This is a genomic window from Rhodococcus sp. MPR-R1B (assembly GCF_058793255.1).
Window position 1 is genome coordinate 42402 of sequence record NZ_JBXAFO010000015.1, and the last position, 15855, is coordinate 58256.

Below are 15855 nucleotides of genomic sequence, written 5' to 3' on the forward strand. Positions count from 1 at the left end.
CCTTCGCGTCACCCCAGTTCACCCGAACAATACGACATGAACTGCGCGCCTGTATCGGAGACAGCGCCGACAACAGGTGGCACCGACCCGAGTGTCGGTGTTGTGATCTACTCTCTTGCAATTGAGCGAGTACGCCTTGGGGGGCCGGCGGTAGTCGGACGAGGCGTCTGGCGGCAACAGCTGCAGCACCGATGGGGGTGGGTGAATTGAGCACTGTCAGATTTGCGCGTCGAGCACGCCGTGAATCGCCGCGCACACCGGGCGGCGAGGTGACGCTTCAGCCCCCACCGGAGATACCTCGCGTCACGCCGGGAAACCTACTGACCAAACTACTTCCGGTGATCATGGTGGTTGCCATGATCGGCATGGTGGCGCTGATGTTCTCTTCCGGCATGGCGCGCAATCCGATGTCCCTGCTGTTTCCGGTCATGATGATGGTGTCGATGCTCGGAATGCTCGCCGGGGGCGGTCGTAGCGGTGGAGCAAGAGCGTCCGAAGCGAACGAGGACCGCAAGGACTACCTCCGGTACCTGGATCAGATGCGTAGTGATGTTGCTGCGACGACTGGTGCGCAGCGTGCTGCTCTCGAGTGGAGCAATCCCGAGCCGTCGCTGCTCTGGACACTGGCCGGGACTGTGCGGATGTGGGAGCGTCAGATCACCGACTCGGACTACTGCCACGTTCGGGTAGGTCTGGGTACACAGCGATTGGCCACCAGACTCGTGTCTCCGGAGACCGGGCCGGTCGAGGATCTCGAACCCGTCGCTGCTGTCTCACTTCGGCGATTCGTCCGTGCACATTCGGTTGTGCAGGACCTGCCGACCGCCGTCTCGCTTCGCGGATTTGCTGCGATGTCCATCGAGGGGCAGAGAGATTCCGCTCGTGCGCTTGTCCGCTCGATGTTGATGCAGCTGTGCACATTCCACGGTCCGGACACGCTCCAAGTTGCGGTGGTGTGCGGTCCCGATACCGAATCCGAGTGGGAGTGGGTCAAGTGGCTCCCACACGTGCAACACCCGCAGTCTCAGGACGGCACCGGCACTGCACGCATGGTGTTCGGTTCGTATCTCGAATTCGAAAGTTCCCTCGGGGAACCGCTTTCGATGCGTGCTCGATTCGCTCGCAACACTCCAGCCAGTGCGGGCGTTCCGCATCTCGTGCTGGTCGTGGACGGTGGCTTACTCGAAGGTGACACCGGCCTGTTGTCCGAATCCGGGCTCGACTCGGTGACAGTCCTCGACCTGTGCGGGTTCTGCCCGCGGCTGGTGGCGACGCGTGGGTTGCGACTGGTCGTCGGTAGCGATCAGATCGGCGCGGTGAGCAGCGCAGGAGTTGAGAACTTTGCGAGGCCCGACGCTGCGACGACGAGCCTGGCGCAGGCGTTCGGGCGTCGCATCGCACCGTTCCGTGCGGCATCGCAGAATGCCGTCGACGCAGCTGACGACGACCGATCCATTCGGACGTGGAGCCAGATGTTGGGGATAGGAAACGTTGCGAGGTTCAATCCTGAGCATGGCTGGCTTCCACGTCAGGGGCGCGACCGACTCCGTGTGCCGATCGGTGTCGGACAAGACGGAAACCCCGTCGAACTGGATCTGAAGGAGTCGGCCGAGAACGGTATGGGTCCGCACGGGCTGTGTATCGGAGCCACCGGTTCTGGCAAGTCGGAGTTCCTGCGAACCTTGGTGCTCGGCCTGATCGCGACCCACTCTCCCAACGCACTGAACCTCGTCCTGATCGACTTCAAAGGTGGTGCAACCTTTCTCGGCCTCGAGGAGGCGCCGCATGTTGCTGCGATCATCACCAACCTTGCCGAGGAATTGGCGATGGTCGATCGTATGAAGGACGCGCTCGCCGGCGAAATGAATCGTCGACAAGAACTGTTGCGTGCGGCAGGAAACTTCGCAAACGTGTCCGATTACGAGAGGGCGAGGCTGGCCGGCGCTGCACTCGATCCGTTACCGGCACTCTTCGTGGTTGTCGACGAGTTTTCCGAACTGCTCAGTCAGCAGCCGGAATTTGCCGAATTGTTCGTGGCCATCGGGCGATTGGGCAGGTCACTTCACATTCACCTGCTGCTGGCCAGTCAGCGGCTCGACGAAGGAAAGCTTCGGGGTCTCGACAGCCATCTTTCGTATCGCGTCGGTTTGAAAACGTTCTCGGCGAACGAGTCTCGTTCCGTCCTCGGCGTTCCCGATGCTTATCACCTTCCGGGTACACCCGGTGCGGGATACCTGAAGTCCGATTCTGCTGAGATCGTTCGCTTCCAAGGTGCGTACGTGTCAGGCCCGTACGAGGGCGAGCGGATCGTGCCCACTCGATTCTCGGTCGATTCCCCCGTCGAACTGGCGCCGCTGCCGTTTATCGCGAAGCCCGTGATCGGACCAGAGGCCGTTGTCGTTCCCGTCGAGCCCGACGTCGTCGACATGGGTGAAATCGGTGACGATGCACGTACTCTCATGGGAGTCCTCGTAGACCGCATGCGCGGTCACGGTCCACGTGCGCATGAAGTGTGGCTCCCGCCGCTCGAGTCATCTCCGACGCTTGACCAGTTGTTGCCGCGGTGGGCGACCGGTGATCAACCTCGCGGAAATCTGAGCGCACCCTTCGGCATAGTCGACAGGCCGTTCGATCAGCGCCGCGATCTACTCGTCGCCGATCTCAACGGATCGACTGGCAACCTCGCGATTGTCGGCGGCCCGCAGTCGGGAAAGTCGACGGCGTTGCGCACGTTGATCTTGTCTCTGAGCATGACGCACACGCCGGAACAGATTCAGTTCTACTGCCTCGACTTCGGCGGTGGAACGCTCCTCGGATTGAAAGATCTGCCGCACGTCGGATCGGTGGCAAACCGCTTGGATTCCGACCGCGTCCGGCGCACAGTTGCCGAGGTACTCGGTGTGGTCGCTAAACGGGAGCGACTGTTTCGTGACCTCGGCATCGAATCGATGGCCGATTTCCGTAGATTGCGAACAGTTGATCCCACCGGGGAAGGTGAGGCTGCGGGACTCCGAGAGGACCCGTACGGTGACGTCTTCCTCGTCGTCGACGGTTGGCCAAGCGTTCGTTCGGATTTCGAATCACTCGAGCCCCAGATCAACATGCTCGCCGGTCAAGGTTTGTCCTTCGGTGTACACGTGATCGTCACGACGTCGAGGTGGGCCGAGATCCGGCCGGCACTCAAGGATCAACTGGGTACTCGCATCGAACTTCGATTGGGTGATCCGGGAGATTCGGATGCGGGTCGCCGGAAAGCAGGCCTGGTGCCGGAAGGTCGACCGGGTCGTGGCATCACTCGCGACGGACTCCACCTTCTCACCGGACTACCTCGAATCGACGGCCTACCGGGTAGTGAGAACTCGAGTACGGCTGTGGTGGCGACGGTCGAACGTATTGCAGCCATGTCGAATTCGCGTCCGGCACCCGCCGTGCGGATGCTCCCGGATTTCTACTCGCGGGTGGAACTTCTCGAAGCTGTCGGGACCCGGTGGCCCTCACCGAGTGCGGCCGACGGTCGGTGCCTCACCGTGCCGATCGGGCTCGGTGAGACCGACCTCGCCCCGGTGTACATGGACTTCCGGGAACACCCGCACCTGTTGATATTCGGCGACACCGCGTGTGGGAAGACATCTCTCTTGCGTGGAATAGCCGAAGGGATCATCGCGTCGAACACACCGGCCCAGGCCAAGGTGATCATCGGTGACTATCGGCATTCCCTGCTGGGCGTGGTCGAAGGGAATCACCTCGGCGGGTACTCGGCGTCGTCGACGACCTTCGGTGAATTGATGGTCGACTTGGCTCGGATCGTCGCTGCCAGAATGCCGAACGCCGAAACAACGCAGCAGCAATTGCGGGAACGGTCGTGGTGGAGTGGGCCGGAGATTTACGTACTGATCGACGACTACGACCTTGTGGCCACACCGAGTGGAAATCCGGTGGCGCCGTTGCTCGAATACATTCCGCACTCGAAGGACATCGGTTTGCACCTGGTTATTGCCCGCCGTTCCGGTGGTGCGGCCAGAGCACTGTACGAGCCGGTCATTGCGAGAATTCGCGACATGGCGCCGGCCGGATTGATCATGAGCGGAAGCCGTGACGAGGGAAATCTCGTCGGCACTGTCCGCGCGTCGGCGATGCCGGAAGGCCGTGGGGTCTACGTTTCCCGCTCGCAAACCCAACTTGTCCAAGTTCCGTGGATACCACCGCTGTGACCGCTCCGTCCGCAGTGTCGGTCTCGTTACATTGGGGTGCATCGAATATCTGGGTCGTGTCGGGTCAACGCGAATTCTGTTGCAGTGCAGACCTCCGACGCGAACCGGCGTCGGGCCCCGGTGCGGCCGGCGAGAATGCGATCGATTACATCGACGACGATTATGTCGACGTGGATGGTCGGGTTGTCCCGACAGTCTTGGAGGTGGCCAGGCTGATCTCCAGTGCGATGGACGGGTGCGGAATCGTCGACGCAGACATTCTTCATCTCAGTCATCCCTCGGATTGGGGTGCCCCACGCAGGCGGCGATTGCTCGATGCCGCACGTCGAGTGGCGCACGACGTCGTACTCGTTCCGACGTCGATCGCGGCGGCGAGGTCGGCTCATACGGCTTGGCGATCGCGGTGTGTCGTCCTCGAACTGCGAGGCGGAACGGTGGTCGCTTCTGTTGTCGCTGAGGTCGACGGTGAACTCCAAATCGACGGAACACAAAGTTCGGAGATCGCAGACGTTGCGGGGTTGTTTTCCGCAATCGGGGATCTATCGGTTCGGGACGCTGTGGTGTTGGTCGGGCCGAGCTCTCATGCTGTTGCGGCTTCGCTCGAACGGGGGTCGACGAATGTTCACGGCCACGCGAGCATCCGAATTCTGGACGAGAGCCGGGTGGCTGCGTCTCTGGTGGATCCTCAGACGCTCGTTCGCCAGACAACCGCGCGGGACAGTTCGGGACGAATCGTCGACAATTCGGCTTTCGGCGCCGGGTGGGTAGGCGATACGGATGGCGCGAAGTCGATTCCTTCCTTGGACTCGAATGCCTCTTCGCCGCGTCGCGTCGGCGGGCGGCGCGGAGGCCGTCGATGGTTCGCGGCGGCGCTTGCGGTGGTCGCCGTCGCCGGTGCGGTCGCAGGAACGGTGGTGGTGTCCACTCGCGATCGAAACGATTCTCGGTTGACGAGGTCGGTCGCAGCCACGGCGGAAGACGAAGTAGAGATCGTGGAGGCGTCGAAAGAGCAGGAAACGCCTGCACCGAAGACTTCGATCTCGTCGATCGAGTCCGGGGCCACGCCGGAACTTACTCGTGTGGACGTGGGAAGCGTTGCGGCAGAAGTGCCTTCCGATTGGAAGCTTCTGTCGCGAGGGACCTCGAGCGGGCGTACCGATTTGGTACCCGGTTCGGGTGCGGATCGCAAGATCGTGGTCATCGAGAAACGTCTTGCGGAAGGTGTGGGATTCGATTCCGTCGAAGCTGTATTGCGTCAGCAGTTTTCGACGTTCGAGGACCCATTGCGGTTCGCAGAGTTTGCTGTGCTCGACGATGCCGCAGGAAAACGGGCAGTGGTGTACGTCGAGTTTCCGGACGATTTCTCCGAGGTGCGTTGGCACGTGTACGTCGACAACGGACGGCAAGTGAGTATCGGCTGCCAGTATCTGATCGGTGAGTGGGGCAGTCTCGAAGCGGACTGCCTGCGGATGTGGCAGTCGGTCGAATTCACACCGTGACCGGATCGGTCGGTTCTGAAAATATTCTTCGGTCGGGCCGGAACCGTTGGTACGGAGGTCGCGTCAAAGTATGTGTAGCGCACATCAGGGAGTTCCGCTCGACCCCGGTGCACATCCGACGGACCAAGCCCGTTGTGTGTGATCGCCGATACCGAACGGTACTCACCGAATCCAGGGGGACGACATGGGCTTTACCGCAACTACCGCTGAATTGATCGATTCGGCGGGGACCATCGACGGACATCTCGGTGACATCAGGGGGCTGGTCAACGCTGTTCGGTCGGAGGCCGACGCTTCGCACAATTCGTGGAACGGTGCGGCGCAGGTCGAATACGCAGGAATCATGGAGCGATACAACAGCGCGGCCCTGAAGTTGGACACAGCTCTGACCGACATCTGCGAGCAGATCAAACAGGCCGCGGGAACCTTCGACTCGACCGAAGACGACAACGTCAGCTCGCTTCGCGGCGCGACGGTGAACATGTCCTGACCGCCAGCTCTTCATCGTCCGATCAAGCAATCCTCAGCCAGTAGTTCTCCAAGTTAGTTCTCACAAGTTCTCTCCAGTCACACCGAACCGGGAGCAGTTATGTCCGACAGGATCAAGTACGACTTCGGCGGCCTCGCAATGCTGTCCGATCAGATGAAACAGCAGGCCAAAGCGATCAACGACAAACAGGGCGACATCAAGGTTGTCGTGGACAAGCTGCAAGCAGGCTGGGAAGGGGCAGGCTCCGAAGCGTGGAACGACGCACAGCGTCGCTGGGCCCAGGCTTCCGAAGAACTGAACATGGTTCTCGCGCAGATCGCCGGAGCGACGGCGAGCGGCTCGGAGAAAATGCAGGAAGCTGATCGGATCGCCGCAAACGGGTTCGGTCGCTGACAACATCCCATGCCGTGATGACACCCCGCCTGCCCCGGTACCGTCAGGTTGCCGGGGCAGGCGCATGTCGATCGCTCGCATCGCTGTGCTGGACGATGATGCTGTTGGCAGGAATGGCTGCGCTTTGACCTGGCAGCGGGTAGACCGGTATCGTCTATCGGTGGCGTGCCGTAGGGCTCCGGCAGAAATGCGTGGAGACCGGCGGTTCTCGGGTCTCAACTGGCCGCCGAGGATCGTTTACGCGATACGCACATGGTCAGCAGTGGAATGAATTAAGACGAGGAAGATCTGTGTCTACGTACACCCCGAAGGCCGGAGATGTGACCCACACGTGGCACGTCATCGACGCCACTGACGTGGTGCTCGGCCGTCTTGCCGTTCAGGCAGCGAACTTGCTGCGTGGCAAGCACAAGCCCACCTACGCGCCGCACATCGACGGTGGTGACTTCGTTGTCATCATCAACGCAGAGAAGGTTGCCATCAGCGGCAACAAGCTGCAGGGCAAGAACGTTTACCACCACTCCGGATTCCCGGGTGGCCTGAAGTCCCGCACTGTCGGTGAGGTCCTCGACAGGACTCCCGATCGTCTCGTCGAGAAGGCCATTGTCGGCATGCTCCCCAAGACGAAGCTCGGCCGCGCAATGAGCAGCAAGCTCAAGGTTTACGCGGGCCCGAATCACCCCCACACCGCGCAGCAGCCGGTGCCGTTCGAGATCAAGCAGGTCGCACAGTGACATCGCCGGAAGAGCAGAACGTGTCCGAAGAGAACATCGAAGCAGTGGAAGAGCTTGTCTCTGACGCAGTCGAGGTCGTCGAAGAGGTTGCTGCAGCTACGCTCGCACCGATCGTCCTCGATCGCCCGGTCCAGACCGTCGGTCGCCGCAAGGAGGCTGTCGTTCGCGTCCGGATGGCTCCCGGTACCGGTCAGTTCAAGCTCAACGGTCGTACGTTGGAGGACTACTTCCCCAACAAGGTTCACCAGCAGCTGATCAAGGCTCCGCTGGTGCTCGTCGAGCGTCCCGAGTCTTTCGACATCATTGCACTGCTGCACGGTGGCGGCCCGTCCGGTCAGGCAGGCGCACTGCGTCTGGCTATCGCGCGCGCACTCATCGAGGTAACCCCTGATGATCGTCCGGCCCTCAAGCGTGCAGGCTTCCTGACGCGTGACGCCCGCGCGGTCGAGCGTAAGAAGTACGGCCTGAAGAAGGCCCGTAAGGCATCGCAGTACTCCAAGCGCTGATGCTTTGCCGAGGTTGACCCGACGGGTCTGCTTCGGCACCTGTTCACCACAAGAGCGGGCGTCCATCGTTACCGGACGCTCGCTCTTGTGTTTCTCGGAGAAATTCCCTTCTCGAGTTCCCTTCTCGAGGTTCACAGGATTCAGGAGTCGTTCTATGGGTCGGTTGTTCGGTACTGACGGTGTTCGTGGACTTGCCAATTCGGATCTGACTGCAGATCTTGCATTGAGATTGGCAGTTGCCGCGGCGAGCGTACTGACAGCCGATACCGCGGACGAACGTCCGACCGCCGTGATCGGCCGCGATCCTCGCGCCAGCGGTGAGATGCTTCAAGCCGCGGTGACCGCAGGATTGAGTTCCGCGGGTGTCGACGTGCTCGACGTGGGTGTTCTTCCGACTCCGGCAGTTGCATACTTGACGGCAAAGCTCGACGCCAGTCTCGGTGTCATGATCTCTGCATCGCATAATCCCATGCCGGACAACGGAATCAAGATTTTCGCAGCCGGTGGACACAAGCTCGATGATGCTGTCGAGGTGGCGATCGAGGATGCACTCGACGGCACTGCACCGCCCGTCCTACCGACAGGTGCCGGGATCGGCCGCGTCCGTACGGTCGACGACGCCGCTCAGCTGTACCTTGCGCATCTGGCGAGCGCGGCGAGCGAGCCACTCGCTGGACTCACCGTTGTGGTCGACTGCGCCAACGGCGCTGCTTCCGCGCTCGCACCGGTTGCCTACGCGGCAGCTGGCGCTCGCGTCATCGCGATCAGCGCCGATCCCGACGGCCTCAACATCAACGACGGCTGCGGATCGACGCACCTGGAGAATCTTCAGAAAGCCGTAGTCGATCACGGGGCGGACCTAGGCCTCGCGCACGACGGCGACGCCGACCGTTGCCTGGCCGTCGACGAGACCGGAGCGGTGGTCGACGGTGACGCGATCATGGCAGTTCTGGCGATCGCGATGAACGACGCCGGCGAGTTGGTCGAGAACACTCTCGTCGCGACTGTCATGAGCAATCTCGGTTTGCACATCGCGATGCGCGAGGCCGGTATCAACATCGTGACTGCTGCCGTAGGCGACCGCTACGTCTTGGAGGAACTGCGCGCGGGCGGATACAGCCTCGGCGGCGAGCAGTCAGGCCATGTCGTGTTGCCGGCGTTCGGCACCACGGGCGATGGGATTCTCACCGGCCTCCGGCTGCTCGGACGCATGGCTCGCACGGGTAAGTCGGCATCCGCACTGGCCGCAACGATGACAACCCTCCCGCAGGTTCTGATCAACGTGAAGGTCGGGGACAAGGCGACAGTCGCAGCATCGCCGTCGGTACTCGCAGCAGTCGCGGACGCAGAGCGCGTCCTCGGTGACGGTGGTCGCGTGCTCCTGCGCCCGTCCGGGACAGAGCAACTGGTCCGCGTCATGGTCGAGGCCACCGAACTTCCGCTCGCGCAGAAGCTGGCCGACGAGTTGGCCGAGATCGTCGGTTCGGTTTAGCCCCTCATTACGCGTTCGCGTTTTGAGGGAACGTAATTGCGCCCTGCTGCGTCCAAGGAGTCAAAGGCCGCTCGACGTGCGAGTGGTTCCGCTGAAACTTGGGGGCGCTCGTGGATGTCGACCGCGCTGGAACAGATGAATTGGCACGCCAAGCGGTGTCGGTGGCCCAGGCTCTGCGCGATTCTGCGGACCCGATCAGGCGTCTGCGATTCAGCGGTGCCGTTTCGGGCCGTGATTACGCCGAGCATGGAGCCGCGTTGGCATCGGCATTGGCGGTCCTGAATTCTCGCTTGACTGGCCGTGCCGATCTTCTCGATACGTTGGCGCCTCGGCTTTCCTCTTCGGCTGAGGTGATCGCTGAGGTGGACGGTCAGGGTGCGCAGCGATTGCGAGACTCCAGCGGGTCGGTCTCATGAGACCGACGAGCGGTACCGCACAGGCAGTACCAAACAGCTACTATTGCGTCGAAGATATTCTTGCACTGCGTGATTCACGCGTGCGTCCTGACGAAATCCTGGATGCTGGTGCGAGGGGACTGCAGTTCTTCGATCGATTTCACAACCTGGCCTCTCGGTTGGGCTTCGAAGAACGGATGCTTTCGTCCTACGAGGATGCGTATCGCGCAGAGGCTGGTATCGATTTCGAGGCACTAATGCGAGATGCGTCGGACATGGCCGCAGCGGTGGACGGTTCGGTCGCCGAGATCGCGATGCTGACGACCCTGGCGGAGAATCTTCCTGCAGTGTGGAATGTTTCCGGCGTGGGTGCGGTCGTAGATCAGGCCTTCGCGGCGCGGCGTGAAGCTCGGTCCGATGCGGATTCGGCGCCACTGTTGATCACGCTGGCCGACGAGTTCGCGCGGACGGTTCGAACGGCTTTGGCAGACAAGGCTTTCAAGGTGGCAAGCCTCGACCGGGCGACGATCGGCGGTCTGGGTGCGGGGGAGATCGACCAGCTGACTCACGTCGCTTCCACCGGTCGTGGTGCGGCGCCATGGCTGGACACGGTTTTTCGTTCGGCGTATCTCGATACTCGCGATGAATTCGACAGGGCGTGTGCGGAGTGCGCGAGCGCGGTTGGTCATGCTTTTGACGCCGCGACCCAGTGGGTGACAGACGCGTTCACGTCAACCTTTCCGATCGCCGAGCCGAGTGCATCCGGTGTCGCCGCCGCTCCTGTCTCTTTCTCGATCGGCGGCAACACTTGGGGCTTCTCGATTGCGTCCGACGGTCGTGGGGTGAGTCTGGATGTTGCAGGTGCTGACGGGAACTCTGTGTCGGCCACCCTGGAGTTGAGCGAAAATGGTTGGCCGAGAATAGTGCTCGATGCCGATCCGGAGATGTCGCTGCACGAGGCGCGCCCGCAAGAAGCGTCCCAGCCTGCGACACTCCAGCCCGAAACTCCCGACCCTGAGATTCGCGAGCACGAGGTGCCGGTCGAAACCACCGCCGAAGTCTCGCCCGCGCCGGACCCGGAGCCGCCTTCCACAGTCCCCGACGAGTCGATCGTGGCTCCCGACGGAGAGACGGGCGCTGAGTTGGCCGGAGCTGGTCCGCTGTGAAGTCCGTTCACGCGCCGTTCGAAGCGATCCGTCGAACCCTCGACTCTCAACTCGACGACTTCCGTGAGCGCAGAGTGGCCGCAGCGAGCGCGGAATCGCGCCAGGAGCCGCCGTCCGAAACGACATCCGCCGAGAATGACACGGATGGGACCGTGAGAGCCGGCCCGTATCTGCGATCCGCGTCAGAGCCGACGCCGCCGTGCTCGCCGCCGGAGTCGGTGGCGAGTACGGACTCCTACTTACGCAACAGCTGGCTGGCCCGCGCGTCGGAGTGAGGTTCGACCGGCAGCAACGGCGCCGTGTGCGGAATCTCGACGTCGGGATCAGCAAAATCCTTGTACTTCTTGTCGCCGGTCAGATGGAACAACAGGAAGCCCGTGAGCAGGCACCGTGTGGCGGCCTGTGTCTTGCGCTCGGATCCACCGAGGCCCAGGGCGCCGAGGAGTCGGCGGCCTTCGATCAGTCCGGCGTCTTGGGCGTCGTTCACGGTACGTGCGATGACAGGACCGCCCCACTCCACGCTCAGCGGCCGGGCATTGCTGGTCAAGGAATCGACGTCGTCTTCGCCGGCGAGGATCAATCCGGGCGCTGTGATCTTCGACGCGTAGTTCTCCGCCTTGGGTGCTGTCGGGGCCGGGAACAGTGCGGCTACCGCACCGACATCCCCGCGCTGCGCTGCGGCCAGTACCGCCGCGCCCGCGCCCATGCCGTGACCGGCAAAGGCGACCCGATCGGGTTGGACGCTGATCTGGCCGGGGCCGAGTCGCACGCCGACGCAGATGTCGAGCGTCGCTCGAAGATCTGCAGCCAATCCGAGATGTGACGGGACCGGACCGCGTTCGCTGTCGGGCGCCGCTGCGACAATTCCCCAGGAAGCGAGGTGCTGGAGTGTCTGCTCGTACTTGTGGGACCCGACCATCCACCCGTGCGCGAAGGCAACGGCGGGGAGATTGAAACCGGTTTCCGGCGTGTACACGACACCCGGCTGTCCGGCCAGGGCGAGGTTGCCGCGGAGAACTCGGTGCGGGCCGCGCTTGGACAGCTCACGGGTCAGTGTCTTCAGTTTCGGTGCCACGGTTGAAGACGTTATCCGATGAGCCGCCTCGTGTATGCGGAGCGGACGCCGCAACCAGGTGCGGGAACCGCAAAATGCGCCCACCGCCGATGTCCAAGTACCCTGAGTCACCATGTGCGGAATCGTGGGATACGTCGGCCACCGCCCAGCTCTGGGCGTTGTGGTGGAGGCTTTGCGACGAATGGAGTATCGCGGGTACGACTCGTCGGGAATCGCGATTCTCGACGGAACCGGTGGGGTCGAGATCGAGCGTAAGGCCGGTAAGTTGGCCAACCTCGAGGCGGAGCTCGGCGAGTACGGTGCGGATCACTTCGTCGGTACGTCCGGTATGGGCCATACCCGTTGGGCGACGCATGGGCGTCCGACGGACCGCAATGCGCACCCGCATCGTGATGCCTCGGGCAAGCTGGCTGTCGTTCACAACGGAATCATCGAGAATTTTGCCCCGCTGCGTGCGGAGCTCGAGGCTGCAGGCGTCGAACTGCAGAGCGACACGGATTCCGAGGTCGCGGTTCACCTCGTCGCCCGGGCGTACGCCCAGGGGCCGACGGCAGGTGATTTCATCGAGAGTGCGCTGTCGGTGGTTCGTCGGTTGGAAGGTGCGTTCACGCTCGTCTTCACGCACGCTGATCATGCGGACACGATTGTCGCCGCGCGCCGCTCGACACCGCTCGTAGTCGGTGTCGGTGAGGGCGAGATGTTCCTCGGCTCCGACGTCGCTGCATTCATCGAGCACACACGCGATGCGGTTGAACTCGGACAGGATCAGGCAGTGGTGATCACTGCCGACAGCTACCGGATCTCCGACTTCGCGGGTAACGAGGCAGAAGGACGCCCGTTCCGCATCGACTGGGATCTCGCGGCCGCCGAAAAGGGTGGTCACGATTACTTCATGCTCAAGGAGATCGAAGAGCAGCCGACCGCTGTCGCCGACACGCTCCTCGGCCACTTCGAGAACGGGAAGATCGTCCTCGACGAGCAGCGGTTGTCCGATCAGGAACTGCGCGACGTCGACAAGGTGTTCGTTGTCGCTTGCGGTAGCGCTTACCACTCCGGTCTGTTGGCGAAGTACGCGATCGAGCATTGGACGCGTCTACCTGTCGAGGTCGAACTCGCCAGCGAATTCCGTTACCGCGACCCGGTTCTCGATCGCTCGACGCTTGTTGTCGCAATCTCGCAGTCGGGGGAAACGGCCGATACGCTCGAGGCTGTCAAGCATGCCAAGGACCAGAAGGCACGCGTCCTGGCGATCTGCAACACCAACGGTGCACAGATCCCGCGTGAAGCCGACGCAGTCCTCTACACCCGGGCAGGACCGGAAATCGCGGTCGCGTCCACCAAGGCGTTCCTGGCGCAGGTGACCGCGAACTACCTCGTCGGTTTGGCTTTGGCGCAGGCTCGCGGAACCAAGTATCCGGACGAGGTCGCCCGCGAGTACGCCGACCTCGAAGCGATGCCCGCATTGGTCAGCAAGGTACTCGAGACGGCAGAACCGGTGCGCGCGTTGGCGCGCCAGTTCGCGCACGCGTCGACCGTGCTGTTCCTGGGGCGTCACGTCGGCTACCCGGTGGCGCTCGAGGGTGCGCTCAAGCTCAAGGAACTCGCGTACATGCACGCCGAGGGCTTTGCCGCCGGTGAGCTCAAGCACGGCCCGATCGCCTTGATCGAGGAGGACCTTCCGGTCATCATCGTCATGCCGTCGCCGCAGGGCCGCGCTGTCCTGCACTCGAAGTTGGTGTCCAACATTCAGGAGATCAAGGCGCGCGGGGCGACGACTATCGTCATCGCTGAGGAAGGCGACACCGTCGCCGCGGCGCACGCGGATCACCTGATCGAGATTCCGGCGTCACCGACTCTGCTGCAGCCGTTGCTGTCCACGGTTCCGTTGCAGATCTTTGCGGCCGAGGTTGCCGCGGCGCGTGGCTACGACGTCGACAAGCCGCGTAACCTGGCGAAATCGGTTACGGTCGAGTAGCTTTCGCTAGAAAATCGGGCCCCGCAGTCGCAAGACTGTGGGGCCCGAGCGCGTTACGGCGTCTCGACGACGACGGTTCCGCGCATCTCGGGATGCGGTGTGCAGGTGTAGTCGTAGGTTCCGGGTTCGGTGAACGTGTAGGTGTAGGTTCCCGATTTCTTGAGCGGACTGCGGAGTTTGCCCTTGGCGTCCCCGAGGCCGTTGACGTCGTGGGCCATTCCGTTGTCGTCGAACACCCACGTGACCGTCTCGCCGACATTCACGGTGATGGACGCGGGGGAGTACGCCATCCCGGAGATGGTCACCACGGGTCCGCTGGCCGTCGTTTCCGGAGCCGGTGGTGTGGAGTCGGTGCCGGAACTGCACCCGACCAGACCGAGAGCGAGCACGAGACCCGCGATTGCCGGGCGAAGACGTGATTTCATGGTTTCGAGGGTAGCGACGGCAACTGAAGGGTTCCGACATGCGTGGGTACTACACAGCCGATCAGGTGCGAGCAGCTGAGGCGCCGCTGCTCGACAAGCTGCCCGACGGGGTGCTGATGCGTCGAGCGGCGTACGGTCTTGCGCGAGTAGTCGCGGACGAATTGCGTTCCCGTACAGGGTCGGTCGCGCATCGGTCGGTGACGCTGCTGGTCGGTACGGGCGACAACGGCGGTGATGCCCTGTGGGCCGGTGCGTTGCTCCGCAAACGAGGTGTGAGCGTGCGGGCCGTGTTGCTCGATCCGGCGCGCGCTCATCGGGCGGGCCTCGATGCTCTCTTGAAGGCCGGCGGCCGAGTCGCCGCCGAAGTCGGGTCGCCGGATCTGGTGATCGACGGCATCGTCGGGATTTCCGGGCACGGCGGTCTACGGCCTGACGCGGCCGATCTCGTCGGCCAGGTGGATGCACCGATCGTGGCGGTCGATCTTCCGAGCGGCGTCGACGCGAACACCGGCGCAGTGGACGGCCCGTCGGTGACCGCTGATGTGACGGTCACATTCGGTGCGCTCAAGCCGGTACACGTACTCGCGGCTCCGCTGTGTGGTCGTGTCGAACTCGTGGACATCGGATTGAGCGTCGGCGAACCCGAATTCGGTTCGCTCGATCCGGCGGAGGTCGGTGCGCTGTGGCCGGTGCCCGGTCCGGAGGACGACAAGTATTCGCAGGGTGTGGTGGGCATCGTTGCGGGAAGTGAGCAGTATCCCGGCGCGGGCGTGCTCTGTACCGGTGCCGCGGTGACCGCGACCGCCGGCCTGGTCCGCTACGCCGGGCACGGCGCCACCGAGGTGCTCGCCCGGTTCCCGGAGGTGATTGCGAGTGAGACCTTCCAAGCCGCCGGGCGAGTTCAGGCGTGGGTGGTCGGCCCCGGTATGGGTACCGACGACGACGCCGCGCGACTTCTGGCGTCGGTGCTGGCTACTGATGTACCCGTTGTTGTCGATGCGGACGGACTTACCCTCCTCGCTCAGCGTCCCGAACTTGTCGCAGCCCGGACCGCGCCGACACTGTTGACGCCCCACGCCGGCGAGTTCGCTCGATTCACAACTCTTGGCGACGACAGGATCGCGGCCACGCGTGCTCTTGCCGCACGCCTCGGAGTCACGGTCCTGTTGAAGGGCCATACGACGGTGATCTCGGATCCCGGCGGTGAGGTGCTGGTCAACGACGCCGGCGGCTCCTGGGCATCGACGGCAGGCTCGGGTGACATCCTCTCCGGTGTGATCGGTGCGTTGCTGGCGTCGGGTCTGAGCCCTCTCGAAGCCGGGGCCGTCGGGGCGCGGGCTCACGCGTTGGCTGCGAACATCGCCGCTGCCGGCGGTCAGAGGGATGTCGCCGGAGCACCGATTTCGGCTTCACCCCTGCTGGGAGGTCTGCGGGAATCGGTGCGTGTGCTTCGCTCTTTTGCCCTCGATTGAGGGTGTTCAAACCCGAACACGT

The 15855-nt window shown here is 63.1% G+C and carries 13 protein-coding genes; 11 read left to right on the top strand and 2 right to left on the bottom strand.

The genetic code is table 11. From position 1 onward, the window contains the following. The first annotated feature begins 206 nt into the window (after positions 1-206). The 9 genes from eccCa (at position 207) to AC1Q61_RS20580 (ending at position 10886) form a co-directional block, all read left to right on the top strand. Positions 207-4211 carry a type VII secretion protein EccCa gene (gene eccCa / locus AC1Q61_RS20540; protein WP_492650994.1) on the top strand — a complete coding sequence of 1335 codons (4005 nt, stop codon included), beginning with the start codon at positions 207-209 and terminating at the stop codon, positions 4209-4211. Beyond that, positions 4208-5710: a type VII secretion-associated protein gene (locus AC1Q61_RS20545; protein WP_214926636.1), complete on the top strand. Its 1503-nt coding sequence runs from the start codon at positions 4208-4210 to the stop codon at positions 5708-5710. The genes eccCa and AC1Q61_RS20545 overlap by 4 nt, the downstream gene beginning before the upstream one ends. 184 nt (positions 5711-5894) lie before the next feature. Continuing rightward, positions 5895-6200, top strand: coding sequence for a WXG100 family type VII secretion target (locus tag AC1Q61_RS20550; RefSeq protein WP_003940986.1), 306 nt, complete (start codon positions 5895-5897; stop codon positions 6198-6200). 99 nt (positions 6201-6299) lie between these two features. Next, the gene (locus AC1Q61_RS20555) at positions 6300-6593 is read left to right on the top strand and encodes a WXG100 family type VII secretion target (RefSeq protein ID WP_003940975.1); all 294 of its coding nucleotides are present in this window, start codon (positions 6300-6302) and stop codon (positions 6591-6593) included. A 290-nt stretch (positions 6594-6883) separates the two neighbouring features. Further along, positions 6884-7327, top strand: a complete 444-nt coding sequence (rplM, locus tag AC1Q61_RS20560; protein ID WP_003940842.1) for a 50S ribosomal protein L13 — start codon at positions 6884-6886, stop codon at positions 7325-7327. Continuing rightward, positions 7324-7833, top strand: a complete 510-nt coding sequence (gene rpsI / locus AC1Q61_RS20565) for a 30S ribosomal protein S9 (protein WP_007728596.1) — start codon at positions 7324-7326, stop codon at positions 7831-7833. Before rplM ends, rpsI begins: the two co-directional genes overlap by 4 nt. A gap of 154 nt (positions 7834-7987) precedes the next feature. Continuing rightward, positions 7988-9325: a phosphoglucosamine mutase gene (gene glmM / locus AC1Q61_RS20570; protein ID WP_007728598.1), complete on the top strand. Its 1338-nt coding sequence runs from the start codon at positions 7988-7990 to the stop codon at positions 9323-9325. A gap of 110 nt (positions 9326-9435) precedes the next feature. Then, positions 9436-9741, top strand: a complete 306-nt coding sequence (locus AC1Q61_RS20575) for a hypothetical protein (RefSeq protein WP_042922483.1) — start codon at positions 9436-9438, stop codon at positions 9739-9741. Further along, positions 9738-10886: a hypothetical protein gene (locus AC1Q61_RS20580; RefSeq protein ID WP_042922486.1), complete on the top strand. Its 1149-nt coding sequence runs from the start codon at positions 9738-9740 to the stop codon at positions 10884-10886. Before AC1Q61_RS20575 ends, AC1Q61_RS20580 begins: the two co-directional genes overlap by 4 nt. A 235-nt stretch (positions 10887-11121) precedes the next feature. Here the strand turns inward: AC1Q61_RS20580 and AC1Q61_RS20585 are convergent, their stop codons facing one another. Beyond that, entirely contained in the window at positions 11122-11961 is an 840-nt protein-coding gene (locus tag AC1Q61_RS20585; RefSeq protein WP_003941000.1) for a poly(ethylene terephthalate) hydrolase family protein, read from the bottom strand. A 112-nt stretch (positions 11962-12073) separates the two neighbouring features. Between AC1Q61_RS20585 and glmS the strand changes: the two genes are divergently transcribed. Next, positions 12074-13936, top strand: a complete 1863-nt coding sequence (glmS, locus tag AC1Q61_RS20590) for a glutamine--fructose-6-phosphate transaminase (isomerizing) (RefSeq protein ID WP_003940837.1) — start codon at positions 12074-12076, stop codon at positions 13934-13936. Between the two features lie 53 nt (positions 13937-13989). Here glmS and AC1Q61_RS20595 read toward each other — a convergent pair whose 3' ends face one another. Beyond that, positions 13990-14361: a plastocyanin/azurin family copper-binding protein gene (locus tag AC1Q61_RS20595; protein ID WP_003940908.1), complete on the bottom strand. Its 372-nt coding sequence runs from the start codon at positions 14359-14361 to the stop codon at positions 13990-13992. Positions 14362-14399: 38 nt separating this feature from the next. Between AC1Q61_RS20595 and AC1Q61_RS20600 the strand changes: the two genes are divergently transcribed. Beyond that, positions 14400-15833: an NAD(P)H-hydrate dehydratase gene (locus AC1Q61_RS20600; protein ID WP_042922489.1), complete on the top strand. Its 1434-nt coding sequence runs from the start codon at positions 14400-14402 to the stop codon at positions 15831-15833. The last annotated feature ends 22 nt before the right edge of the window (positions 15834-15855 follow it).

Coding starts and splice junctions, on each gene's coding strand:
- AC1Q61_RS20550 (WP_003940986.1), top strand. CDS start 5,895: ATGGGCTTTACCGCAACTACCGCTGAATTGATCGATTCGGCGGGGACC.
- AC1Q61_RS20555 (WP_003940975.1), top strand. CDS start 6,300: ATGTCCGACAGGATCAAGTACGACTTCGGCGGCCTCGCAATGCTGTCC.
- glmM (WP_007728598.1), top strand. CDS start 7,988: ATGGGTCGGTTGTTCGGTACTGACGGTGTTCGTGGACTTGCCAATTCG.
- AC1Q61_RS20580 (WP_042922486.1), top strand. CDS start 9,738: ATGAGACCGACGAGCGGTACCGCACAGGCAGTACCAAACAGCTACTAT.
- glmS (WP_003940837.1), top strand. CDS start 12,074: ATGTGCGGAATCGTGGGATACGTCGGCCACCGCCCAGCTCTGGGCGTT.
- AC1Q61_RS20595 (WP_003940908.1), bottom strand. CDS start 14,361: ATGAAATCACGTCTTCGCCCGGCAATCGCGGGTCTCGTGCTCGCTCTC.
- AC1Q61_RS20600 (WP_042922489.1), top strand. CDS start 14,400: ATGCGTGGGTACTACACAGCCGATCAGGTGCGAGCAGCTGAGGCGCCG.